General features: G+C 70.0%; 28 protein-coding genes and 1 pseudogene. 17 read left to right on the top strand and 12 right to left on the bottom strand.

Features of this window, described 5'->3' with window-relative positions; all coding sequences use genetic code 11:
- Positions 1-5: 5 nt before the first annotated feature.
- On the top strand, positions 6-986 hold the full coding sequence (locus tag AB0E94_RS41165) for an aminoglycoside phosphotransferase family protein (RefSeq protein WP_360337937.1): 981 nt from the start codon (positions 6-8) through the stop codon (positions 984-986).
- Complete coding sequence (locus AB0E94_RS41160) at positions 983-2,350, top strand: MATE family efflux transporter (protein WP_360337934.1); 1,368 nt, start codon at positions 983-985, stop codon at positions 2,348-2,350. Before AB0E94_RS41165 ends, AB0E94_RS41160 begins: the two co-directional genes overlap by 4 nt.
- Here AB0E94_RS41160 and AB0E94_RS41155 read toward each other — a convergent pair.
- A pseudogene (locus AB0E94_RS41155) lies at positions 2,277-3,474 on the bottom strand (sigma-70 family RNA polymerase sigma factor). The gene AB0E94_RS41160 and the pseudogene AB0E94_RS41155 overlap by 74 nt on opposite strands.
- 53 nt (positions 3,475-3,527) lie before the next feature.
- Positions 3,528-3,884 carry a YciI family protein gene (locus AB0E94_RS41150; RefSeq protein ID WP_360337931.1) on the bottom strand — a complete coding sequence of 119 codons (357 nt, stop codon included), beginning with the start codon at positions 3,882-3,884 and terminating at the stop codon, positions 3,528-3,530.
- Positions 3,885-4,059: 175 nt separating this feature from the next.
- Between AB0E94_RS41150 and AB0E94_RS41145 the strand changes: the two genes are divergently transcribed.
- Entirely contained in the window at positions 4,060-4,818 is a 759-nt protein-coding gene (locus tag AB0E94_RS41145) for a hypothetical protein (protein WP_360337928.1), read from the top strand.
- Here the strand turns inward: AB0E94_RS41145 and AB0E94_RS41140 are convergent, their stop codons facing one another.
- Positions 4,819-5,391 (bottom strand): CGNR zinc finger domain-containing protein, encoded by a 573-nt coding sequence (locus AB0E94_RS41140; protein WP_360337925.1) that lies wholly within the window; start codon positions 5,389-5,391, stop codon positions 4,819-4,821.
- A gap of 111 nt (positions 5,392-5,502) precedes the next feature.
- Between AB0E94_RS41140 and AB0E94_RS41135 the strand changes: the two genes are divergently transcribed.
- From AB0E94_RS41135 to AB0E94_RS41105, 7 genes are all read left to right on the top strand, one after another.
- Positions 5,503-6,411, top strand: coding sequence for a pyridoxamine 5'-phosphate oxidase family protein (locus tag AB0E94_RS41135; RefSeq protein WP_360337922.1), 909 nt, complete (start codon positions 5,503-5,505; stop codon positions 6,409-6,411).
- Positions 6,412-6,739: 328 nt separating this feature from the next.
- Positions 6,740-7,036, top strand: coding sequence for a hypothetical protein (locus AB0E94_RS41130; protein WP_360337919.1), 297 nt, complete (start codon positions 6,740-6,742; stop codon positions 7,034-7,036).
- A complete protein-coding gene (locus AB0E94_RS41125; RefSeq protein ID WP_360337916.1) occupies positions 7,033-7,707 on the top strand; it encodes a hypothetical protein in 675 nt (224 codons plus the stop codon). The genes AB0E94_RS41130 and AB0E94_RS41125 overlap by 4 nt, the downstream gene beginning before the upstream one ends.
- Positions 7,704-7,835: a hypothetical protein gene (locus AB0E94_RS41120; RefSeq protein ID WP_360337913.1), complete on the top strand. Its 132-nt coding sequence runs from the start codon at positions 7,704-7,706 to the stop codon at positions 7,833-7,835. Before AB0E94_RS41125 ends, AB0E94_RS41120 begins: the two co-directional genes overlap by 4 nt.
- A gap of 14 nt (positions 7,836-7,849) precedes the next feature.
- Positions 7,850-7,981, top strand: a complete 132-nt coding sequence (locus AB0E94_RS41115) for a hypothetical protein (RefSeq protein WP_360337910.1) — start codon at positions 7,850-7,852, stop codon at positions 7,979-7,981.
- A 40-nt stretch (positions 7,982-8,021) separates the two neighbouring features.
- Positions 8,022-8,201: a hypothetical protein gene (locus tag AB0E94_RS41110; protein ID WP_360337907.1), complete on the top strand. Its 180-nt coding sequence runs from the start codon at positions 8,022-8,024 to the stop codon at positions 8,199-8,201.
- The gene (locus AB0E94_RS41105; protein ID WP_360337904.1) at positions 8,194-8,679 is read left to right on the top strand and encodes a hypothetical protein; all 486 of its coding nucleotides are present in this window, start codon (positions 8,194-8,196) and stop codon (positions 8,677-8,679) included. Before AB0E94_RS41110 ends, AB0E94_RS41105 begins: the two co-directional genes overlap by 8 nt.
- On the opposite strand, the gene AB0E94_RS41100 is transcribed toward AB0E94_RS41105, so the two are convergent.
- From AB0E94_RS41100 to AB0E94_RS41085, 4 genes are all read right to left on the bottom strand, one after another.
- Positions 8,633-11,404, bottom strand: coding sequence for a BTAD domain-containing putative transcriptional regulator (locus AB0E94_RS41100; RefSeq protein ID WP_360337901.1), 2,772 nt, complete (start codon positions 11,402-11,404; stop codon positions 8,633-8,635). The genes AB0E94_RS41105 and AB0E94_RS41100 overlap by 47 nt on opposite strands.
- Before the next feature lie 86 nt (positions 11,405-11,490).
- Positions 11,491-12,246, bottom strand: coding sequence for an SDR family oxidoreductase (locus AB0E94_RS41095; RefSeq protein WP_360337898.1), 756 nt, complete (start codon positions 12,244-12,246; stop codon positions 11,491-11,493).
- Positions 12,247-12,248: 2 nt separating this feature from the next.
- Positions 12,249-13,163 (bottom strand): alpha/beta hydrolase, encoded by a 915-nt coding sequence (locus AB0E94_RS41090; protein ID WP_360337895.1) that lies wholly within the window; start codon positions 13,161-13,163, stop codon positions 12,249-12,251.
- Positions 13,163-13,459: an antibiotic biosynthesis monooxygenase gene (locus AB0E94_RS41085; RefSeq protein ID WP_360337892.1), complete on the bottom strand. Its 297-nt coding sequence runs from the start codon at positions 13,457-13,459 to the stop codon at positions 13,163-13,165. Before AB0E94_RS41085 ends, AB0E94_RS41090 begins: the two co-directional genes overlap by 1 nt.
- Positions 13,460-13,581: 122 nt before the next feature.
- Here AB0E94_RS41085 and AB0E94_RS41080 point away from each other — a divergent pair, with 122 nt between their 5' ends.
- On the top strand, positions 13,582-14,454 hold the full coding sequence (locus AB0E94_RS41080; RefSeq protein ID WP_360337890.1) for an AraC family transcriptional regulator: 873 nt from the start codon (positions 13,582-13,584) through the stop codon (positions 14,452-14,454).
- Between the two features lie 30 nt (positions 14,455-14,484).
- Here the strand turns inward: AB0E94_RS41080 and AB0E94_RS41075 are convergent, their stop codons facing one another.
- Positions 14,485-15,336: an alpha/beta fold hydrolase gene (locus AB0E94_RS41075; RefSeq protein WP_360337887.1), complete on the bottom strand. Its 852-nt coding sequence runs from the start codon at positions 15,334-15,336 to the stop codon at positions 14,485-14,487.
- Positions 15,337-15,622: 286 nt separating this feature from the next.
- On the opposite strand from AB0E94_RS41075, the gene AB0E94_RS41070 reads away from it, so the two are divergent.
- Positions 15,623-15,874 carry a hypothetical protein gene (locus AB0E94_RS41070; RefSeq protein WP_360337884.1) on the top strand — a complete coding sequence of 84 codons (252 nt, stop codon included), beginning with the start codon at positions 15,623-15,625 and terminating at the stop codon, positions 15,872-15,874.
- Positions 15,875-15,980: 106 nt separating this feature from the next.
- Here the strand turns inward: AB0E94_RS41070 and AB0E94_RS41065 are convergent, their stop codons facing one another.
- On the bottom strand, positions 15,981-16,223 hold the full coding sequence (locus tag AB0E94_RS41065; protein WP_360337881.1) for a hypothetical protein: 243 nt from the start codon (positions 16,221-16,223) through the stop codon (positions 15,981-15,983).
- A gap of 196 nt (positions 16,224-16,419) precedes the next feature.
- Between AB0E94_RS41065 and AB0E94_RS41060 the strand changes: the two genes are divergently transcribed.
- Complete coding sequence (locus AB0E94_RS41060) at positions 16,420-16,773, top strand: VOC family protein (RefSeq protein WP_360337878.1); 354 nt, start codon at positions 16,420-16,422, stop codon at positions 16,771-16,773.
- A gap of 77 nt (positions 16,774-16,850) precedes the next feature.
- On the opposite strand, the gene AB0E94_RS41055 is transcribed toward AB0E94_RS41060, so the two are convergent.
- Positions 16,851-18,407 carry a trypsin-like serine protease gene (locus tag AB0E94_RS41055; RefSeq protein ID WP_360337875.1) on the bottom strand — a complete coding sequence of 519 codons (1,557 nt, stop codon included), beginning with the start codon at positions 18,405-18,407 and terminating at the stop codon, positions 16,851-16,853.
- Between the two features lie 53 nt (positions 18,408-18,460).
- Here AB0E94_RS41055 and AB0E94_RS41050 point away from each other — a divergent pair, with 53 nt between their 5' ends.
- The gene (locus AB0E94_RS41050; RefSeq protein WP_360337872.1) at positions 18,461-19,105 is read left to right on the top strand and encodes a hypothetical protein; all 645 of its coding nucleotides are present in this window, start codon (positions 18,461-18,463) and stop codon (positions 19,103-19,105) included.
- 179 nt (positions 19,106-19,284) lie between these two features.
- Positions 19,285-19,491 carry a hypothetical protein gene (locus AB0E94_RS41045; RefSeq protein ID WP_360337869.1) on the top strand — a complete coding sequence of 69 codons (207 nt, stop codon included), beginning with the start codon at positions 19,285-19,287 and terminating at the stop codon, positions 19,489-19,491.
- 228 nt (positions 19,492-19,719) lie between these two features.
- Here the strand turns inward: AB0E94_RS41045 and AB0E94_RS41040 are convergent, their stop codons facing one another.
- Complete coding sequence (locus tag AB0E94_RS41040; protein ID WP_360337866.1) at positions 19,720-20,352, bottom strand: hypothetical protein; 633 nt, start codon at positions 20,350-20,352, stop codon at positions 19,720-19,722.
- Positions 20,353-20,867: 515 nt separating this feature from the next.
- Here AB0E94_RS41040 and AB0E94_RS41035 point away from each other — a divergent pair.
- Both AB0E94_RS41035 and AB0E94_RS41030 read left to right on the top strand, forming a co-directional pair.
- The gene (locus tag AB0E94_RS41035) at positions 20,868-21,083 is read left to right on the top strand and encodes a hypothetical protein (RefSeq protein WP_360337863.1); all 216 of its coding nucleotides are present in this window, start codon (positions 20,868-20,870) and stop codon (positions 21,081-21,083) included.
- Positions 21,084-21,287: 204 nt separating this feature from the next.
- On the top strand, positions 21,288-21,770 hold the full coding sequence (locus tag AB0E94_RS41030; RefSeq protein WP_360337860.1) for an NADAR family protein: 483 nt from the start codon (positions 21,288-21,290) through the stop codon (positions 21,768-21,770).
- A gap of 120 nt (positions 21,771-21,890) precedes the next feature.
- Here the strand turns inward: AB0E94_RS41030 and AB0E94_RS41025 are convergent.
- A partial coding sequence (locus AB0E94_RS41025) for a hypothetical protein (protein WP_360337857.1) occupies positions 21,891-22,132 on the bottom strand: 242 nt, incomplete at its 5' end.

Raw genomic sequence — 22,132 nt, 5'->3', positions numbered from 1 at the left:
GGCCGATGGAGAGCATCACCAAGAACCGCCAGCCGCTCGACGTGCTGCGCGCGATGATCAGCCGGGCGTACGGTCCGGAGCAGGTCCCGGACGGCGACGACTGGGTGCAGGAGCTGGGACACGGCTGGTTCAACGTGGCCTACCGGATCCGGCTGCGCGACGGCGGCGAGGTCGTCCTCAAGATCGCGCCGCCGCCGCACGTCGGGGTGATGACCTACGAGCACGGCGCGATGGACATCGAGCTGGCGTCGCTGCGGCTGATCACCGAGCGCACGAGCGTGCCGGTGCCGCGGGTCGACCATGCCGACCACAGTCGCGAACTCTGCGACGCCGACTGGTTCGCCATGCCCTACATCGACGCCGACAACCTCGGCATCGTCAAGGAGAACCTGCCGGCGGCCGAGCTCGACGCGTACAACGAAGCGCTCGGCGCGGCCAACCGCGAGCTCAACAGCATCCGCGGCGACGCGTTCGGGCCGCTCGCCGGCCCCGCCGACCCCACCTGGCGGGCCTGTTTCACCCGCATGATCGGCGACGTGCTGGCCGACGGCGAACGCCGGCCGGTCGACCTCGGCTACCCGTACGCCCTGCTCCGCGAGGTCATCGACGCCAACCTGGCCTGCCTCGACGAGGTGACCGAGCCCCGGTTCGTCGAATGGGACCTGTGGGACAGCAACGTCATGGTCCGGGACGGCAAGATCGTCGCGATCATCGACCACGAACGCGCGTTCTACGGCGATCCGCTCATGGAGGCCGGCTTCACCGGCCTCGACCTGCCCGCCTTCGGCGATCCAAGATCATTCATGCGGGGGTACGGCCACCCGGCGCTCACCTCGACCGAACGTGCGCGCCGCCGGCTCTACACGCTGTACCTGGTCCTCATCATGATCATCGAGACGGACTACCGCGGGCACACCGACACCAGTCAGTACGACTGGGCGCGCGAGCGCCTGCGGGAGGTCATGGCGCTGTTCGGTGCGGCGTGACCGACAGCGCCGCGATGCTCGGCAGCCGTCCGCTCGGGCGGCTGCTGTGGCACACCAGTTCCCAGACCACCCTGTCGGTCGGCGTCTACGGCGTGTACGCCCTGACCAACGCCTGGTTCGTGGCCCGCGGGGTGGGCGCCGAGGCGATGGCCGCGGTCAACCTGGCCGCCCCGGTCCTGCTCGTGCTGGGCGCGGTCTCCACCACGGTCGGCGTGGGCGGCGCGTCGCTGGTGTCGCGCTGCCTCGGCGCCGGGGACCGGGCCGGCGCCGCCCGGGCCGCCGGCAACGCGTTCGCCGTGTTCTGGATCGCCGCCGCCCTGACCACCGCGCTCGGGCTGCTGGGCATCGAACCGCTGCTGACCGCTCTCGGCGCGGACGCCGCAACCCGGGACCTCACCCGTGACTACACGGTCGTGCTGCTGTGCGGGGCGCTCGTCTCGACCGGGTTCTCCAGTCTGGTCCGCGCCGAGGGGCGGCTGCGGTTCTCCACCCTGCTGTGGGTGATTCCGGTGCTGGTCCAGATCACCCTCGACCCGCTGCTGATCTTCGGGCTCGGCTGGGGCGTACGCGGAGCGGCCCTCGGCACCGTCGGCGGGCAGGCCGTGTCGGCGGCGATGAGCATCTGGTTCTTCTTCCGGCAGCGCGACCGGCCGTATCGGATCAGCCGGTCCGACCTGATCCCGCACGGCCCGACGGTGCGGGCCCTGGCCGGGGTCGGCGCGCCGTCGTTCCTGGCCGGTTTCGGGGCCACGCTGCTCGCGGTGCTCGTCAACCACACCCTGTCCGGCGCCGGCGGGGGCGCCGCGCTGGCCGCCTACGCCGTGTGCGCCCGGATCCAGACCTTCGTCGTGATGCCCCAGCTCGGCATCAGCCAGGGCCTGCAACCGGTCGTCGGATACAACGCCGGCCGTGGCAACCACGACCGGGTGCGCCGGGCCAGAACGCTGTCGCTGCGGGCCGGCGTCCTCTACGGCGCACTGTCGGCGATCGTCGTCGTGGTGTTCGCCGACCCGCTCGTGGCGTTCTTCCTGCCCGGCGGCGAAGCGGCCGCCACCGCGGAACACGCGCTGCGCATCATCGCCCTCGGGTTCGTGGCGGCCGGGGTCACGCCGCTGATCTCCGCCTACTGGCAGGCCCTCGGCCGGCCCGCGCTGTCCTACGTCATCTCGGTCGGTTCGCTGCTCGCGATCAAAGCGCCGCTCGTGCTGGTCCTCGCCCACACCGGAGTCACCGGCGTCTGGCTGGCCCTGGCCCTGGGCGAGGTGCTCACCGCGCTGGCCGCGCTGCTGCTCAGCCGCCGTGGCGGACCTCGTCCAGCCGGTCGGCCAGATACCGGCGCTCCACGTCGTTGGCGGTCAGGGTGAGCGCCTCCTCGTAGGCGGTGGCGGCCTCCGCCCGGCGCCCGAGACGGCGCAGGAAGTCGGCCCGGGCGGCACTGAGGTACTGGTAGGTGGCCAGAGCCGGGTCACCGAGCAGCGGCTCCAGCGCGTCCAGCCCGGCCTGCGGCCCGTCCCGCATGCCGATCGCCACGGCCCGGTTGAGCTGTACGACGGGGGAGTCCGGCCACATCGCCCGCAGCACCCCGTACAGGCCGACGATCTCGTCCCAGTCGGTGCCGGCCCAGCTCGGCGCCTCGGCGCCTCGGCGCCTCGGCGTGGACGGCGGCGATGGCGGCCTCGACCGCGTACCGGGTCGGCTCGCCACGCCGGAGGGCATCGGTGAGCAGCGCCACCCCCTCGGCGATCAGGGCGGTGTCCCACAGTGACCGGTCCTGGTCGGCGAGCAGCCGCAGCCGGCCGTCCGGCCCGACCCGGCTCGCCGCCCGGGCCTCGTTCAGCAGCAGCAGCGCCAGCAGCCCGCCGACCGCGGTGTCGGCCGGCATCAGCAGGCGCAGCAGGCGGGCCAGATCGACCGCGGAGGCGCACAGGTCACGGCGGATCAGCTGAGCGCCGTCCGGGGCGGTGTGCCCGATCGTGAAGATCAGATGCACCACCTGGAGCACCGCGCCGACCCGCACGCCGAGCTGGTCGGCCGACGGCACCCGGTACGGGATCCGGGCCGTCGCGATCTTCCGTTTCGCCCGGGTGATCCGGGCCGCCATGGTGGCCTCCCGGACCAGGAACGCCCGCGCCACCTCAGCCGTCGACAACCCGCTGACCAGTCGCAACGTCAACGCCACCTGGGTCGGCCGGTCGAGCGCCGGATGACAGCAGGTGAAGATCAGCCGCAGCCGGTCGTCGGCGGCCAGGGCGTCCTCCGGGCCGGGCACGGTCTCGTCGACGACCAGCAGCGGCAGCGCCCGGCGGAACCGGGCCTCGCGACGCATCACGTCGCGGGCCCGGTTGCGGGCCACCTCGGTCAGCCAGCCACCCGGCCGGTCCGGCACACCCGAACTCGCCCAGACCCGCAACGCCTGCGCGAAGGCGTCCTGGGCACACTCCTCGGCGAGATCAAAATCCCGGGTCAGCCGTACGGTCGTGGCCACGATCCGGGCCCACTCGCGACGGTGCGCGTCCGCGACCGCCGCGACCACCTCGTCGTTCACCCGTGGAACACCACCGGCCGGACCTCGACGGCGCTGTGCGCGGCGTGCACCTCGGGCAGCAGCGGAACCAGCTTGAGCACCTCGTCGAGGTCGCCCGCCTCGAGCAGATAGAAGCCGCCGAGCCCCTCTTTGGCGTCCAGGAACGGGCCGTCGGTGATCACCGGTTCGCCGGTCCCGCCGCTGCGCACGGTGGTCGCGGTCGGCGCCGGCTCCAGCTGCTCCCCGCCGACGATCCGGTCCCCGGCGGCTTCCCGGAACGCGGCGTGCGCGGCGTCGTGCGCCACCCACTGCTCGGCGGTCATCGCGTCCCACTGCTCGGCGTCACCGTGGATCAACAGCATGTACTTGGCCATCGTGTCGTCCTTTGCCGGATGCGGGCCTGGTTCGTGGCCCTCACCCGTACGACGATCCATACCCGCCCCGGATCGACAACCGCCCCACCGTATTCGGCCGTCGCCTCCGGCGTGGATGTCGCGTACGCCTCGTTTGCATGGACACCCCGTGCGGGTGCGTGCGATTCTGCCAACCATGACAACCGCTGAAAGTGGTTTTACCGGTTCGCTGACCGGTGGGGCCGACATCAACTTCTACTTCGACCCGATCTGCCCGTTCGCGTGGATGACCAGCAAGTGGATCCGGATCGTGCAAGCTCAGCGGGACTATGCGGTCGACTGGCGGTTCATCTCGCTGCGCCTGATCAACTCGCACATCGACTACGACAGTCACTTCCCGCCGGAGTACGAGGCCCAGCACACCGCCGGGCTGCGGCTGCTGCGGGTGGCGTCGGCCGTCCGGGAGCGGCACGGCCGGGCGGCGATCGGCGGGCTCTATGCCGCGTTCGGCGCGCGAATCATGGAGGAGCGCCCGGACGAGGGCCGCGAGCCGGGCTGGCAGGGCACTCCGGAGCTGGCGTCGGCCGCGCTGGCCGCAGCCGGGCTGCCGGTCTCGCTCGCCGGGTTCCTCGACGACACCTCCCGGGACGCCGAGATCCAGGCCGAGTCCGACGAGGCGCTGTCGCTCACCGGCCGGGACGTCGGCACCCCGATCGTGCACTTCGAACCGCCGGAGGGTGTCGCGTTCTTCGGTCCGGTGATCAGCCGGCTGCCCGACGAGGAGCAGGCCGCGCAGCTGTGGGATCACGTGGTCGGCCTGGCCCGGTTCCCCGGGTTTGCCGAGCTCAAGCGCAGCCTGCGGGAGCGGCCGCAGCTGCCGTCGTTCGGCGTCACCACGGATCGGCCGGGTGCGACCGAGGACTGGCACGCCGGAAGCCGCCGCCTCAAGAAGTAGTCACGCCCGGCCCTGCCGCGCGGTGTGGCTACGGTATTTGGCCCGGTTGCCGCACGTCGCCATCGAACACCACCGGCGTGCCCCGGCCTTCGACACGTCGTAGAAGCGCAGGGTGCACACCGGGTTGGCGCATTTGCGGATGCGTTCCGGGCGATCCTCCAGCAGCCGCAGATAGTGCTCGGCCGCGCGCCAGGCCGCGATCCAGTCCGGTGAGTCGGTCTCGATCGTGGTCTGCGGGCCGTCCGGGCCGAGCAGCCGCCGTACGTGGCCGTGGCGCAGGGTGTCGTTGAGCGCTTCCCGGGCGTCGTCGGTGGCGCCCGGCTGGGTCAGCGCGGACAGGGCCGCCCGGGTCGCGACGAGGGCGCCGAGGGTCCCCGGGGACTCCGGCGCCACCCCGGCGAGGCCCGCCGAGGAAAGCCAGATGCGCAGGCCGCCGGGGAGTTCCAGCAGGTCGTGGGCGCTGTCGTCGTCGGTCCACCTGGTGTTCAGCAGGTCCATCGGCAGTGGCTCCCCGATCAGCGGGCGGGGGTCGGCGGGTGTGCTCATCGGGTGTGCCCTTTCGTCCTGATCCATCTCACCACACCACGCCGGTGTAACCGGTAAAACATAGTTCACTGGTTGACGATGGACGCCCTAACCTCTAAAGTTGGTTTCACTGGTTAGGTAGATCAAAGGAATCCGATGATGTCCCCGTACCACGCCGGCGAACTGGACGCGCAGCGACGAGCCGGAGTGCTCGCCGAAGCCGCACGCCTGACCGCGATGTTCAACACCACGATCCCGGCCGCGGCCGGTGGCTTCCTGGCCGCACAGCCGATGCTGATGCTCGGCGCAGCCGACAGCCACGGCAGCCTCTGGGCCACCATGCTGACCGGCGAACCCGGATTCATCTCGATCACCGGCCCGTCCACCCTCGCCGTCGACGCGGCTCCGCCCGACACGGATCCGCTCCACCAGGCGCTGACCACATCGGCCCGGGTCGGGATGATCGCCATTGAGCCCGGCACCCGCCGCCGGGTCCGGATGAACGGCACCGCCCACCCGACCGCCACCGGACTGCGCATCGAGTTGGATCAGGTCTACGCCAACTGCCCGAAATACATCCAGAAACGGGTGCCGACCCGGACGGCCGCCACGCCCGGCGCGCCCCGGCGCGGCACCGGTCTCACCGCCGAGGAGATGGGCTTCGCCAGCATCGCCGACACGTTCTTCGTCGCCACCGCCGACCTGGACGGCAACACCGACGCGTCCCATCGTGGCGGCGACCCGGGCTTCCTCCAGGTGCTCGGCCCGAACCGGCTGCGCTGGCCGGACTACGCCGGCAACTCGATGTTCAACACGCTCGGGAACATCCAGGTCAACCCGCGGGCCGGGCTGCTGCTGCCGGACTTCGCGACAGGCATGCTGCTGCACCTCAGCGGCACCGCGGTCGTCGACTGGGACCCGGCCCACGCCGCCGTGGTGCCCGGCGCAGAGCGGCTCGTCGACTTCACCGTCGAACACGTCGTCCGCGTCGACGGCGCGTCACCGCTGCGCTGGAGCCACCCCGAATACTCCCGCTTCAACCCGCACCCCCACGCGGCGGCGTGGTGAGCGACGGCCGCCGGTCTCAGCCGTCGCTCACCACGGCTAAGGCGGCCGCATTCCAGTCCTGAGCGACGGCTGGTGGTCTCAGCCGTCGTTCACGACGGCTAAGGCGGCCGTATTCCAGTCCTGAGCGACGGCTGGTGGTCTCAGCCGTCGTTCACGACGGCTAAGGCGGCCGCATTCCAGTCCTGAGCGACGGCTGGCGGTCTTGGCCGTGACCGGACCGGTGGGAGGCCTGGCATCACCGCCTGGCCAGGGGATTCAACGTTTGCCGCACGATTTCTGCACCGGTGGGTCGCAGAGTCTCCCCATCGACACAGGCGAAGGGGGAGACATGTTCTCGGAAATCCGGCGGGTCGTGGTCGGGCTGGTCGCGGCGGGGGCGCTGGTCGGGGTGGCGGCGGTGCCCGCGGCCGCCGCCACGTCCGTCGAGTTCATCGGGTACGGGCGAGGTCGATCGGCGACCATCTCCATCAACAAGGCGCGCACCTCCGCCTTCAACCAGGCAGCTGCGGCCGGATACAGCGCGTCGCAGTGTGTCACCGTCCTCGAGGATGCCGAGGAGGAGACCCGCGACACGTTCCCGGTCGGCACCTGGATCGGCGAGGTCGACATCATCTGCACCCGATGAGAAGTGTCTTCGTCGGGATGGCCGGGTTCCTCGGCCGGATCGACGGCGAGACGCGGTGCGCGTTCTGGGTGCAGGAGCCGGTGGATCACGGGTTCGATCCGGCGCTGCTGATCGAGGTCGACCTCGGGCGGTGTCCGTCGGCCGCGGTCGCCAAGGAGATCAGCTGGGCCGACGTGCAGGTCGACGACTGTTTCACTGGGCCCAACGGGGTCGTCGGCGGCACCACCCTCGGCCCGCGCTGGCCGGAGTTGATGCTGGCCGGCGCGGTCTACCTGGAACGTTCGTTCGCCGCCTCGCTGCCGGAGCGGATCCGCCCGTCGTGCCCGCCGCCCGGGGTGAACGCCCACGACTACGAGTGCACGTCCGTTCTGTACTGGCCGGACACGGTGGATCCGCGGGCCGGGAACCGGTACACCGGGCACCACGCCGAGATCCTCGACGAGCGCGGGTCGCTCGCCAAGGTAGACGTCTATCCGCCGGGACGGGCCCGGCACGAGTATGTGACACCGGTCCGGATGTGGATCGACCTGGCCTCGGCCGAACAGTGCGACGCCGGTCCTGGCAGCCTTACCGCGATCGGTGTCGGTGACGGCCCGAAGAGTGGGGCGTTGTTCCTGGTCAGCGGACAGCTGTCAGCAATCTCCGACGATTCTCGCGAGGAGTGCGAATGATCGTCTCCAAACCGCCCCGGCGCCGCCGTCTGCGGCCCGCGGCGCTCCTGCACGGCACCGCCATGGTGGTCACGACCGCCCTGCTCGCAGCGATCGAGATCAAGGTTCCGCCGCACAAGGGCGACTGACGAAAGGACAAGAAATGACCGAACCCCGACCGGCCCGGCGCCGCCGCCCGCGGCCCGCCACACTGCTGCACGGCAGCGCCATGGTGGTCACCACCGCCATGCTCGCGCTCATCGAGGTCAAACTGCCGCCGTTCAAGGGCGACTGAGGCGGGAATCGTGGGTACACGGCCCGAACCACGGGCTCGGGTGCGGGCTGCCGCTCTGCTGGCCGCCTCGGCGTCTACGGCGACCGCGTTCCTGGCGTTCACCGTGCCGGTGGTGACTGTCGGGCTGCCGGTCGCCGGGTTCACGGCCGATGGTGATCAGTGCCGGGTGGCCGTACCACAGTGGGGTGTCTCGAAGGCCCCGGACTGTGCCGGTGACTGACTCGCTCAACGTCGCGTCGCCCGACTGCGCCGAGGGTTTCTTCGCCGGCCGGCAGGCCCGGTGTGTGGGTCTGCGCCACGCGGCCGGGCTCGCCGATCTGCGGGCCGTCCTGGAACGGCATCGTGGCCCGGCGGCCAGCCTGAACCTTATCGGTCACTCGACCCGGCAGCATCACCTGCTCCGGCTCGGCGACACCCCGATCGACATGCTGAATCCGGTCGTGGCCCGGTTCTTCCGGGCCGCGGCCGGGGACGGCCTGCTGGCCGGCGCCGGCATCGTCGCGGTGCGCCTGCTCGGGTGCGAGACGGCGGTGACCGAGGCCGGCCGGCGGACCCTGCGGATGCTTGCGCAGACCCTTCGGATGCCGGTGTACGGGACCCGCGTGCCGCTGCTCAAGAGCCATTCCGGCCCGGCCGGGTTCAACCCGGTGTTCAGCCACCTCCTGGTGGAGGCGGCGCATCTGCCGACGGAGAACTGAGGCGGGTGCGGACCGCCTCCGCCCGAGGATGATCAATAGCGGTCAGGATGGTCAGTGCCGCCTGCCAGGCCGTCCGGGCGGCCGCCGGGTCGCCCGCGGTCCGGCAGGTGTCGCCCAGGTTGATCAGCGCGCTCGCCTCGCCGTCGCGATGACCGACCTCCCGGAACACACCGATCGCCTGCCGGAAGTAGTCGGCGGCCGGCCCGTGCTCGCCGAGCCGGCCGTGGACGTACCCCAGGGTGTCCAGGGTGTTGGCCTCGTCGTAGCGGGAACCGGTCCGGCGGCACAGTGCCAGCGCCTCCCGCGTGTGCGCGAGCCCCCGGCGGTGATCGCCCGACTCGCTGAGCCGCCAGCCGATGTTGTTCAGCGCCCGGGCCTCACCGACCAGGTGGCCGGCTGCCCGGAACGCGTCGAGAGCATGCCTGTCGTGCCGCAACGCCTGGTGGTGGTCGTTCTGCTGTTCGTGGACCCAGGCCACCCCGAGATGCGTGTGCGCCAGCCCGGCCGGGTCGCCGAGCTTGTCGAAGAGCAGCAGAGCGGTACGCAGCCGGGCGTGCGCCTCGTCGTGACGGCCCAACCGGGCCAGCGCTCGGGCGAGGATGCGCTGGGCGTACCCCTCAGCGGGTTGATCGTCGTTGCGATGGGCCGCGTCGGCGGCGATGGTGAAGACCCGGGCCTGGTCGGTCCAGCGGCCGGTGCGGTTCAGGAAGTCGGTGAGGGTCCAGGCCAGCCGCCAGGCGTCGGTGTCCAGGCCGGTACGGGCGGCGTGCTCGATCAGGGTCAGCAGCACCGGATACTCGCCGGCGATCCAGGCGCGCGCCTGCTCCAGATCGGGGAACCGGGTGGTGAGAACCTGCGGCGGCAGCGGACCCAGCAGGATCGGGTCACGGTTCGGGTCGAGGCACATCGCGGCTGCGTACGCGGTGTGCAGATAGTGGGCGACCATTCTTTCCGCAGCGGTCGTACGGTCGGCCGCCGAACCCGGGTCGAGCCGGGCGAGCTCGGCGGTGTACAGCCGGGACAGGTCGTGCAGCGCGTAGCGGGCCGGCGCGGGCTCGTCGAGCAGGTTGACGTCGGCGAGGCCGGCCAGCCGGGACGCGGTCAGCCGGGCCGGCCAACCCGTCAGGCTGGCCACCGCCGGAACCGCCACGTCCGGGCCGGGGTGCAGGCCGAGCAGTGTGAACAGGCGGGCGCCGGAGGTGTCGAGCCGGTGGTACGACCAGGACAGCGCCGCCCGTACATCACTGTGCGGATCTCCGGCGGTGAGCGCGTCGAGCCCGGACTCCACCTCGCCCAGCTCACGGCTCAGCGCCTCCAGCGCGAACGCGGGATGGGTCGCGGCGCGGGCGGCCACCACCGACAGCGCCAGCGGCAGGCCCGCACAGCGGGCGATGATCTCGTCGACGGCGTCCGTCTCGGCGGCCACCCGGGCCTCACCGAGATGCTTGACCAGCAGCTGGCGGGCCTCGTCAGCGGGTAGCCGGTCCAGCGCGAGCGGCACCGCGCCCTCCCCGGCGATCAGGCCGGCGAGCTGGTTGCGGCTGGTCACCAATACCAGGCAGCCCGGGGCGCCCGGGAGCAGCGGCCGGACCTGCGCCACATCGCCGGCGTTGTCGAGCAGCATCAGCATCCGCCGGTCCGCGACGATGCTGCGGAACAGGCCGATCTGCGCGTCGGTGCTCGCCGGGATCCGCGGCGCCGGGACACCGAGCGCGTCGAGGAAGCCGCGCACCGCTTCGGCGGTGGTGACCGCGATGCCGCCCGGGTCGAAGCCGCGCAGGTTGAGGTGGATCTGCCCGTCCGGGAACCGGGCGGCCACGGCGTGCGCCCAGCGTACGGCCAGGGCGGTCTTGCCGACTCCGGCCGCACCGACCACGGTGGCGACGACCGTGGAACCGCCCTGCGTCAGCAGCCGGTCGAGGGTGGCGAGCTCGCGTGACCGGCCCGCGAACAGCCGGGCCGGCGTCGGCAGCTGCCGGGGCACCACGGCCGGTGGTTTCGGCGCGGCGCCCAGGATCTGGCGATGCAGCCGTTGCACCGGCGGGCTCGGATCGGCGCCCAGCTCGTCGGCGAGCCGCTCCCGCAGGTTCGCGTAGTGGCGCAGCGCCTCCGCCGCCCGGCCACTGCGGTGGAGCGCCGTCATGAGGACCCCGGCGAGCCGTTCGTCGAGCGGGTGCGCGGCGGCGCCGGCCGTCACCGCGGGCAGGATCTCGCGGTGCCGGCCACGGGTCAGCGCCAGCTCGAAGTGTTCGAGCTCGGCGGCCCGCCGCTCGCCGTCCAGCGACTCCCGGGCCGCGGCCAGCCACGGCGTGTCCAGGTTGGCGAACGGCTCGCCCCGCCACAGATCCAGCGCCCGCCGGTACGAGTCGTCGGCGCTCTGCGGATCGTCGGCGGCCCGGGCCTGCTCCACCAGATGCCGGAACAGGTGCAGATCGACCGTGTGCGGGTCGACGGTGAGGACGTGCCCGCCGTTACGCCGGGTGATCCGGGCCGCACCGGCCTTGGCGAGGATCTGCCGCAGCCGGGACAGGTAGCCGGCCAGGGTCTGCCGGGCCCGCTGCGGCGGCCGGTCCGGCCACACCCGGTCGATGATGGTCTCGGTCGTCAACGGCCGGTTCGCGTCGACCAGCAGGACGGCCAGCACACACCGCTGACGGGCGTGACCGATCTCCACGAGCTGCCCGTCGACATGCATCTCGACGTCGCCCAGCACCCTGAACCGCACCGCGACGCAGCTCCCCACTCATCTGAGATCGTCACTGCGAACTATGCCGACACCCGATGCCTGCTGGCCATCGAGTATCGCCTCTCTTACAGGTCGTAGCCGCCGGAGACCTCGATGTCCTGTGCGGTCATCCAGGCCAGGTCGGCGCCGATCAGGGCGGCGATGGCGGCGCCGATGTCGTCCGGCTCGCCGAGCCGGCCCAGAGCGGTCCGGGCGGCAAGGCCCGGGATCACCTCCGGATAGCGTTCGAAGGCGTTGTCGGCCAAGCGGGTACGGGTGGCGCCCGGCGCGATCGAGTTGACCCGGATGCCGCGGCCACTGAGTTCCTTGGCCAGGTACCGGGTCAGCACCACCAGGCCGCCCTTCATCGAGCCGTACGCCGCATACCCCGGCTCGGTGACGGTCGTCGCCGCGCCACTGGTGACGTTGACGATCGCGCCACCGTCGGCCAGCAGCGGCAGCAGCGCCTGAGTGAGGAAGAACGGCCCCTTGAGCAGCACCCGCATCAGCGTGTCGAAGGTGTCCTCGGTGGTCTCCTCGAACATCGCGATCCGGCTGGCCCCGGCGTTGTTGACCAGGTGGTCGAACGTGTCACGCCGCCAGATGTCACGCAGCGCGCCGGCCACCGCGTCACGGAAGCCCGGGAACGTCTCGGACCGGCCGAGGTCCAGCGGCAACGCGACGGCGGTGCCACCGTCCCTCTCGATGGCGGCGACCGTGTCCAGCGCGCCGGACCGGTTGCCCTGATAGGTGAGCACGACCCCGATGCCACGCCTGGCGATCTGGACGGCGGCGCTCTGCCCGATGCCGGAACTGGCGCCGGTGACGATGGCGATCTGCATGATCAACGTACCTCTCGGAGAAGTCGGGCCAGCCAGTCGGTGCGGGCCTGCCGGGCGCTGGCGGAGATCGGAGCGGTGGGGAACAGGGCGTCGAAGCCGTGGCAGCCACCGGCCCAGACGTGCAGTTCGGCCTGGCCTCCGGCGGCCCAGATCCGGCCGGCGTAGGCGACCGTCTCGTCGCGGAAGACCTCAGCCGATCCGGCGTCCAGGTAGCTGGCCGGCAGGCCGCCGACATCGTCGGCCAAAGCAGGGGAGATGTACGGGGAGACCGCCCCGGAATCGCCGAGCACCGACCGCCAGCCGAAGGCGTTCGCCTCCCGGGTCCACACACCGGGCTCGCCGGAGAACTGGCGGCTTGACGTGCTGTCGTTGCGGTGGTCGAGCATCGGGCCGATCAGCACCTGGCCGGCGATCGCCGGGACGGCGCGGTCCCGGGCCATCAGGGTCACCCCGGCCGCGAGCCCGCCGCCCGCGCTGGCGCCCGCCACGACGATGCGGTTCGGGTCGATGCCGAGTTCGGCGGCGTGTTCGGCGACCCAGAGCAGGCCGTGGTAGCAGTCGTCGACCAGGGTGGTGCCCTGTGCTTCCGGGGCGAGCCGGTAGTCGACCGAGATCACCACGGCGCCGAACCGGTCGCGCCACTCCAGCGGGATGTCGATCTGGGAGTAGCGGTCGCCCATCACCATGCCACCGCCGTGGATCCAGTAGACGCACGGAGCCGCCGTGGTGTCGCCGGGCCTGAAGATCGTCAACGGGATCGGGGTGCCGTCCGGCGTGGCGACGGTGACCGTCTCTCCCTCGTGTGGGGCGCCTACGGCGTATGGCCGGATCTGATCGAGGGTTTCGGTGTTGAGCTGCGGCATCGGTGGCATGCCGGCGAGCAGGCCGGCGAGGTCCGGGTCGTAGGCGGGGCGCATCAGAACGCGGCCTTTCCGCCGACCGGCACCTCGTCGGTGTAGTGCGACTCGCCGGTCAGCAGAGGCTGAAGCGCGGCGACCAGCGCCTGCGCCGGCCCGGTGGTGAAGAACGCCTGGTGGGCCTGCTCACTGGTCCAGCCCTCGGTGACGTGGACGGTGTCCGGGTCGGCGGCCGACCGGCCGACCAGGAAGACGACGCAGTCGGCGTGCGGCAGGGACGGCGCGTTGAGCAGCAGCTCCACGACCTCGGCGCCCCGGCCGGGCCGGGCGGTCATGGTGGCATGGAACCCGTGCATTGGATGTTCCTCTCATCGGGTGGAATCTCGACCACCCAATGAAACCAATCTGAGCTGCTCAAACGTTAGAATGATGCTCGCCGGTACTTGCCTGATCCTCCCGACATGGAGAGAATGGGGGCATGAGTGTGGCTGAGCTGCGGGATCTGATCGTCCGCCACGCGCGTGCCGACCAGGGCACCGCCATCGAGGACGTGCTGCTCTCCCGGGTCGTCGAGCCGGAGTCGCCGCAGCCGTCGATGACCGGCACGGTGCTGGCCGTCATCGTCCAGGGCGCGAAACGGCTCGCGCTGGGCAGCCGGGTCTACGAGTACACCGCCGGCCAGTATCTGATCGCGTCCGTCGACATGCCCGTCACCGGCAACTTCCTCGGCGCCACCGATGATCGGCCGGCGCTCGGGTTCGGGCTGGTCCTGCGGCCCGCCGCTGTCGCCGAGATCCTGTTGCAGGCCGACCCCGGCGATCTTCCGCCGGCCCCGGGCGTCCCCTCCGGGGTGGCGGTCAGCGACGCGCCCGCCGAACTGCTCGACGCGGTGCTCCGGCTGGTCCGCCTGCTCGACCATCCGCGGGACGCGGCGGTGCTGGCGCCGCTGATCAAACGCGAGATCCTGTGGCGGGTCCTCACCGGAGAGCAGGGCGCGGCGGTACGCCAACTCGGCCTGGCCGACAGCAATCTCGCGCACGTGGCACGGGCGGTCCGGTGGATCCGCGAGCACTATCCGACAGCGTTCCGGGTGGAGGAGCTGGCGCAGCTGTCCGGGATGAGCGTGTCCGCGTTCTACCGTAACTTCCAGGCGGTGACGGCGATGAGCCCGATCCAGTTCCAGAAACAGATCCGGCTCCAGCAGGCCCGGCTGCTACTGGCCACCCGCCCCGGAGACGTCACAGGCGTCGGCCGGCACGTCGGTTACGAGAGCCCGTCCCAGTTCAGCCGCGAGTACCGCCGCCAGTTCGGCGCCCCGCCAAGCCAGGACCCCACCCTTCTCCTGAGGTGAGGACCGCTTCCGCCGTCGGTGACGCGTCGCTCAGGTCGTCGGCGGGATGCTTCTGATTCGCTCCAGGATGTACGTGGCCAGTTCATCCGGCGCCTGTTCGGGGATCCAATGTGAAACGCCGTCGAGCACCTTGAAGTCGAACGGGCCGGTCACCCACCGGCTGGTCAGCTCCGCGGCACGGCGGCCGATGGCGATGTCGTCGGTGCTCCAGACGTAGGTCGTCGGGACGGTGACCGCGCCGGTCCGGAGACCGACGGCAGTGTCGAGCGGCATGGCGCGGTACCAGCGCAACGCGCAGGCCAGGCCGTCCGGGTCGTTGATGAGCCGGTCGGCGTAGGTTTTCGCCAGGTCGGTACTGAGACCGGATCGTTCGAGCATCGCCACCGCGAGCCGCCCGCCCCGCGACCGGATGGCAGCTTCGGGAAGCCACGGCAGCTGGAAGAACCCGACGTGCCACGCCTGCCAGGACTGCCGGCCGGTCAGCATGGCTTTCACCACCGCACGTGGGTGCGGCGCGGAAACAGCGGTGAGGGTGTGCAGGCGATCCGGTCTCGTGGCGGCGACCATCCACGCGACCCCGCCGCCCCAGTCGTGGCCGACCAGGTGAACCCGTTCGGCCCCAGCGGCGTCGATCAGGGCCACCACGTCAGCCACGAGCTCGTTGAGCCGGTAAGCGCGCCGGGACCGGGGCCGGGCCAGCGGGGTGTAGCCGCGCTGGTCCGGCGCGATGACCCGGTAACCGGCCGCGACCAGCGGCCGGGAGACGCCGGCCCACGATTGCGCACTCTGCGGGAACCCATGAAGGAGCACGACCGTCTCCGCGCCCACCGGCCCCTCATCCGACACACCGAACCGCATGCCGTCACGGGAAAACGCCTCCACAACATCGACGCTACTCTCTACCGCCTCGCAACACCGGACGGCCAGGAAACGACGACGTTCGGGCGCCCATGGCTACCACGGGCATCCGAACCGCCAGCCCGGCGCTACATGGGAGTGAGGCATATCTCGGACGCACAGTGACTCCCTGAAGCGGACGATGCGACACGCTCATCTCATGTCCAGCGCAGCGAAGCGACGACGAGCGCAACCGACCGATGTCGGGTCACCTCGCAGTTTCCGGGCACGGCAGAGGTTGACGTACTACGCCGCTGTCACAATCTTTTGGGTGCTGGTCATGGCTGCTTACGCGGGCTTGACGGCCGTCGCCGCCGTTTCGGTCTGGTTCGCTGTCCCTGCCCTCATTGGGATTGCCGGCGTGTTCGCCGTCGTCGTGGTGACGTGCTTCTTCGTGGTGCTCGATGCCGAGGATTGGTGGGACGACTTTCGAGATCAGCGCCGTCTCGCGATCACCTGCGGGACGCTGTCGGTAGTAAGCCTGCTCGGTGGGATCGGCATCGGTTGGTCGGGCATGGGCTGAAGCATGCAGCGCGCTCGTGTAGCAACGTCCGATCGGCGGTCCGTGCGCTCCCGGCACCATGTGAGTGCTCGGCCCACACGCGCAGACAGCGGCAATCCGTGCGCCGTTAGGCAGGTTCACTCCAGTAGGCCTGCACGAGGACCTTCAACGCGTAGGTGAGGCCGGCATAACGCTCGTCGGTGGAGTCCATGACCTGCCAGTCCTGTGCAAGCTGGTCGACCAGGTCGAGCAATGGCAGGTGGCTGTCCAGCACTGCCTCCCCGCCGAAACGGCCCGCCACATCGGCGTACCGATGGTTGTCTGCCTCGTTGCAGCGGCGCAGGTAGCCGACGAGCTCATGGTCGTTCATCTGCCCATTCTGATGCGCCCTGCTGCGATTCGAGCGTCCCGTTTCATCGGCACGGCCGGCCGTGTGACAAGACGAGCCGACGCGTCACGTGTTCGCTGTCATCACGGCCACACATGACTGCGCCTGTTGAGGAGCCATACCTATCACGCCGATTTGCGTTTGATGCCCGCTCTGATCGTGGCCTACCGTGCTGCGGATGAGACTGCGTCACGTGACCGTCGATTGTGCGCGCCCGTTTGAATTGGCCACGTTCTGGAGTCGCCTGACCGGCTGGCCGATCTCTGGAATTGATCAGCCCGGCGACGACGAGGTACTCGTCGAGGCCCCCGACCCCTTGCCTGGCCTGCTGTTCATCCGGGTCCCGGAGCCGCGCGCGGCCAAGAATCGGGTCCACCTCGATTGGAAGCCCGACGGGCGGTCCCGTGACGAGGAGGTCGAACGGGCCGTCGGCTTCGGAGCCACGATCTACGAAGACCACCGCGGTCCCGAAGACCGCGGCTGGGTGACGCTTCGCGATCCCGAAGGTAACGAGTTCTGCATCGAACGATAGCGGCGCCCCAAGATCGTGTGCGCGCTCGGGGAGGCCCGCAGCCGGGCCGCGGGCCTCCCTTTCGGGCTCGAACGGTGTCAGAGGTTGGTCAGGTCGAACTTCTCCCATGTTCCGCCGACCGTGTCCCGGTTGGCGATCAGCGGTTTGGCCCCGCCGTCCTCGGCCGTGACGAACTTGCCGTTCACCACCGCCTTCAGGCTGATGCTGCCGTCGGCGTTGCGGACCAGCAGGAACTTCTCCCATGTTCCGCCGACGTAGTCGCGGTTGGCGATCAGCTCCCGGTCGCCGGCGCCTTCGGCCGTCACCCATTTTCCGTTGACCTGCGCCCGTAGCGCGATGACGCCGTCACCCAGCTCGAACGCGTCGAACTTCTCCCACGAGCCGCCCACCGTGTCCCGGTTGGCGATCAGCGGGTCGGCCCCGGCGTTGGCCGCGGTCACGTACTTGCCGTTGACCCGGGCGCGCAGGCTGACCGCCTTCGCCGGCGTGACCGACAGGACCCGGAACGCCGTGCCCTGCGCGCAGTTGCTGGCACCCGAGACGGCATAGCCTGCAATGCTCAGCTTCGCGCCCAGCTTGATGACGGCCGGATCGCCACCGATCGGGCGGTACGTCACGCCGCCGGAGGACAACAGGAGGCACGCCTCAGCGCCCTGCGTCACCGTTCCGACGAGGGTGCTTACGGCGTACGACTGGGTGATCTGAATCCGGACCCCCTGGGTGCAGGAACCGGCCGGACTCGGCGCCCGATAGCCGTAGACGTGGACGGTCTGGCCGGCCTTGACGATGGCGGCATCGCCGCCGGCCAGCTGATAGGTGGTGGTGCCGTTGTTGATGACCAGGCAGCCGGTTCCGCCGGCGGCCTCCACGCGGCCGGTCAGCTCGAACTCCTTGAGCTGGCCGACCCAGCCGGCGAGGCCGTCGACACGGGTCGCGGTGGCGTCGCGCCGCGTGCTCGTCTCGCCGAGACACCCGCCCTGCCACGAGGTGCTGACCACGCCGACCAGCTCGGCTGTGCCGGCGCTGTTCTCGCGGATCACCGGGCCGCCGGCGTCGCCCTTGCAGATCGTGCCGTCGGCGAGCGGCGTGATCCCGAGGCCCGTCGCTGAGACGTCCTGCACCGAGATCTGACCGGTGTGCGGCAGGGCCGGCACCCATTCGCGTGAGGTCCGGCCGAATCCGAGAACCCGCAGTGTCTCACCGGCTACCGAGGCGGAAGCCGATACGGGAGCGCTGCCCCGTACACCTGTCACGTTCTTGGCCAGATGCGCCACGACCAGGTTCCGGTCGTCGCGGACGTGCAGGTAGTCGACCGCGATGGTCTGCGCGGCCGACGGCTGGTCCGAGCGGGTCGTCACGGTGCTGCCGGCCGGCGGCGGGCCGGTCACCGGCGCGGCCGATCCGACGGTGAAGCATTCCTTCGACGTGGCCACCAGGTGAGGTTCCAACAGCACCCCGGTGCAGGCGCGGGCGCCTCCGACGCCTACCTTGACCACATAACCGTAGGCCGCGTCGGCTGTCTGCGGCGCATCGGCCATCGCGACCGCCTGATCGGCCGCGACCAGACCGGCCAGCCCGACGGCCGAGGCCGCCAGCACCGCCATCGTCCGGGCGCCGAGCAGCCTTCTCTTCATTCCAACCATCACTTTCCCCCGTTGTGTATCGGTTAGATCCACACCGGACGGTAGTGGTATTCGTCGATATCTGGAAGGACGGTCGGAATAGTTGGCATCTGTGGACGGTTGACGCTCTCGGCGACTCTGAAGCCATGACTCAGGTGTTTCTCGCATTCCTCTCGGTCACTGGCGCCTTGGTCGGCGTGATGCTCGGTTCGCTGCTCAACGCGCGGGTGCAGCGCTCTTCCTGGGTGCACCAGGAGAACACGATGTCGCTACGGGAGCGGCGCGCGACGTACGCCGCCTTCGTCGCCGCCTGCCGGGAGTGGCGGGCGACGGTTCTCGGCCCGGATGTGCAGATCCTCCCGGCGTCCTCGGTCTCCCGCCGACCGCACGCTGACGGTGGTCAGTCACGCGTCCAGGTCGTCCGGTTCCGAGCTGAGATCGGCCTGATCGCGCACACCACGGAGACGGTCCAGGCCGCTGCCGCCCTCATGCTTGCGGTGGGCCAATTGTCCGAGGCGAGGGCCGATCACGAGGCCGGTCAGGTTCCTGAGCCCTTCGTCCAGGCATGCCGCGACGCCGAACGCGAGTTCAACCGGGTCGCTCGCGCAGAACTGCGCAGCCCGGAGATCAATCTGGAGACTCCCACCAGTCTCACGCCGGCCGCCAGCCCGCCGGGCATCGCTCCAGGGGGAGCACAACAAACGACATGACCGCGACGGTACGGATCCACGTCCCCTCTCAGCTGTGGAACCGGACCGAGGCCGGCACCTCGACGAGGATCTGCCGATTGATGCCGGGTGATAGCTTGTGGAGAGTGACGGTGGCGCATTCGCCACGGTGGGCCGCCTGGATCGTCCGCCTGTCCGCTCGATGTCCGGGGAGAGATCCGATGGCGAGCAACGACAAACCTCGGGGCACCGCAAGTCTCGGGATCTGGTCAAATATCGGGGTCTGGGCCGGCTTTGGCGCTGCCTTCGGCGTCGTCGCCGGGATCCTGTTCAACAACGTCGGTCTCGGTGTCGCGCTGGGTGCGGGCCTGGGTGTGGCCGCCGGCGTCGTGGTCATCGCGCGAGCGAATGGCCGCGGCGACTCCTGACCGTCCCACCCACGTCTGGGATACGCGGCTGTTTCACCATCCGGTCTTCCGTCGCGCTGTGCCGTCCGAGAAGGTGGCACGACAGGTCGCCGTAGAAGTGGGCTCAGTACGTGTTCACACGGGGTGCCAAGACCGCCGCCGGGACCGTTGCGATGATGGTCGTGGCTCAAGGTGTGCGGATCGCGGGCATCGGCATGTCTCCGATCGTGAGGCTCGCTGCGGCGGCCGCTATCGAACTATGAATCCGTGCAAGCGGACGGCGTCAGCGTTGATGTCGTCGGGGTGCGGATAGCCCTCGCGGACGAAGCCATACAGCGCGCGCAACGCTTCCTCGCCCATTTCCAGCGGATGGAACGACAACGGGTACGGCTCCTCATCCTCCCAGTCGGGGTCCGTCTCAACCGGATGTTCGCCAGCCCAGAAGGGACGCTCGAACACGAGTGGTTCACCGATGTTCTCAGTGATTCCACCGTCCGGCGAGAGGCTCAGCGAGCGGATCAGTGTTCCGTTCTCCCACACTGCGAAACAGAGCCAGTCATTGACGGAGTGCATGCCGTGCATGAGGATCCGCCGGCCTTCGCCCAGTCTCAGCAGGTGCTCCGGCAGTTCTGACGGCCGGTCAAGAACGAGTCGCCGGTCGCACAGAATCTCAGCGCCGGCCAGCACCCTGGCATACGTCCGGTCCGCAGGCGGAAATGACAGTCTCGTCAGGAACTCGTCCTCGCTCGGCGTCACCTCGCACCCGGGGTGGACGGCGTGAACCAGGCGCTCGGCCTCTATCTGTAGGGATGGGCTCTCGCTGATGAGTGCCGACCGCAGGTCGCCGTCCGAGAAAGCCAGCAACGCCGTCTTCGCCCCCATGACCTCGCAGCCTAACGGCGATCGGACCGTGCATGCGACGGTTCGGCCCGGGAACCGGCATGGCCGGATTCGCGTGTATCCAACCGAGCCCTGCCGCTGGCGTGCCTGCTGCCTGTCGATCCCTCGCTCAGGGCACCCGCGCCACCGATCACCTCGACTGAACTCGCCGTGTGATAGCGGCGGCAGGTCCGGACCTGGGGATGTTGCTGGACGGTGGGGATCGTGTCGACGGTTCCGTCGCCGTGATACTCCTTGATGTCGGCGCCTATCTCGATGGCGGCGACTACTTTGCGGCCGATGACCAGCGAACCGGCGGGCGTTCCGACTGCCTGCCAAGAGCGCGGTGTCCGACGGCACGGTGGAGACCAACGTCGTCGGCCGCTCCAGTGGGTCCACGACCGTCGGCGACGGCACCGCCTCGGGACGCTGAGTCCGGCCGCACGGTCGGCGGCAGTTGAGGACGTTCCGGGACCGGCCGCTTAGAAGATTTCGCTGGCCACAACTCCAACCCGGTCGTGCTCCGGGCGAAGGACTATCCAGCCGAGATCATGGTCTACGAGAGCGGCAGCCAGCCGCCGGAGAACGGGCTGAAAATCCTCGACTCCGGTCGACACTTCGACGTCGAGATGCCAGCGTCCAGACCCGGAACCGGCACCGGTGACTTCGCCGTCTCCTCCCAGCGCTGCCACAAGGAGATCCTCGACGTCATCTCGATCAACGTCGTCCGGTAATGGATGGGGGCCGATGACCTCGATGAACACGAGCGTGATCGTAGCGGCAACAGAGACCGGGATTCGCGCCTCGACGACCCGCTGGTAGCTGGTAGGGCGTGTCCGATCCGCGGCCGATCCGGATGGTGGCGAGCGAACTCGGTTGCCGCTCTGTCGATGCCTGTGACACGGTGCAGATCTCCCGATCCCCGCTCTGAGGCCCTGATGACGATCTACTTCTACGGTGCCGACGAGGTTCTGTACGGCTGCTTCTCCAACTTCTCCGGCCACGGCTTCGACCTCGACGGCCACTGGTGGACGACCTCCGAGCACTATTTCCAGGCCCAGAAGTTCCTTGGCACCCGCGACGCCGACCTCATCCGGCGGACGGCGACCCCGTTGCGGGCCGCCGAGCTGGGCCGCGACCGGTCCCGGCCGCTGCGCCGCGACTGGGAACGGGTCAAGGACGACGTGATGCGCCGGGCCGTGGCGGCCAAGTTCACCGCCCACGCCGACATCCGCGCCATCCTGTTGGACACCGGCGACGAGGAGATCGTCGAGGACACCAGCACTGACCACTACTGGGGACGCGGCCGGAGTGGCACCGGCCGGAACATGCTCGGACGGATCTTGATGCGCATCCGCACCCAGCTACGCGCCGACCTCACCCAGAACGCCGGCACCCAGGGCAGCCGCCAGCAGCGGTAGCACTGAGCGCAACAATCGCGAACGCGCTGCCCGCGACAAATGAGGACGTCCCGCATTTCTCGGAAGGCGACCTGGTGAAGGTGCTCCTCGGTTAGCGTTCGTCGCCTGACGTCGCGGTGGTCAACGGGTCGAAAACCTGTAGCTCGCTGGCGTACCCGAACCGATCATGGCCTCATGAAGCAGTATCGGGACCTCGGTGACCCACTCGACGGTGCCGATGTCGTACTCATCGGTCTGTTCTCGGCCAAGGAGAAGCAGTACGAGGCCTGTCGCCGCTTCCTGAAGAGTGACCCCGTAGGGATCCGCGAAAGTTAACCCCCTCTTCCTTGATCTTGGAAGGGGTGCTGAAGGTGGAGGACTGG

The organism is Actinoplanes sp. NPDC026670 (genome assembly GCF_040638175.1).
Lineage (GTDB): Bacteria > Actinomycetota > Actinomycetes > Mycobacteriales > Micromonosporaceae > Actinoplanes.
Note: the sequence above shows the minus strand (reverse complement) of the source record. Positions and strands in the feature narration are given on the sequence as shown.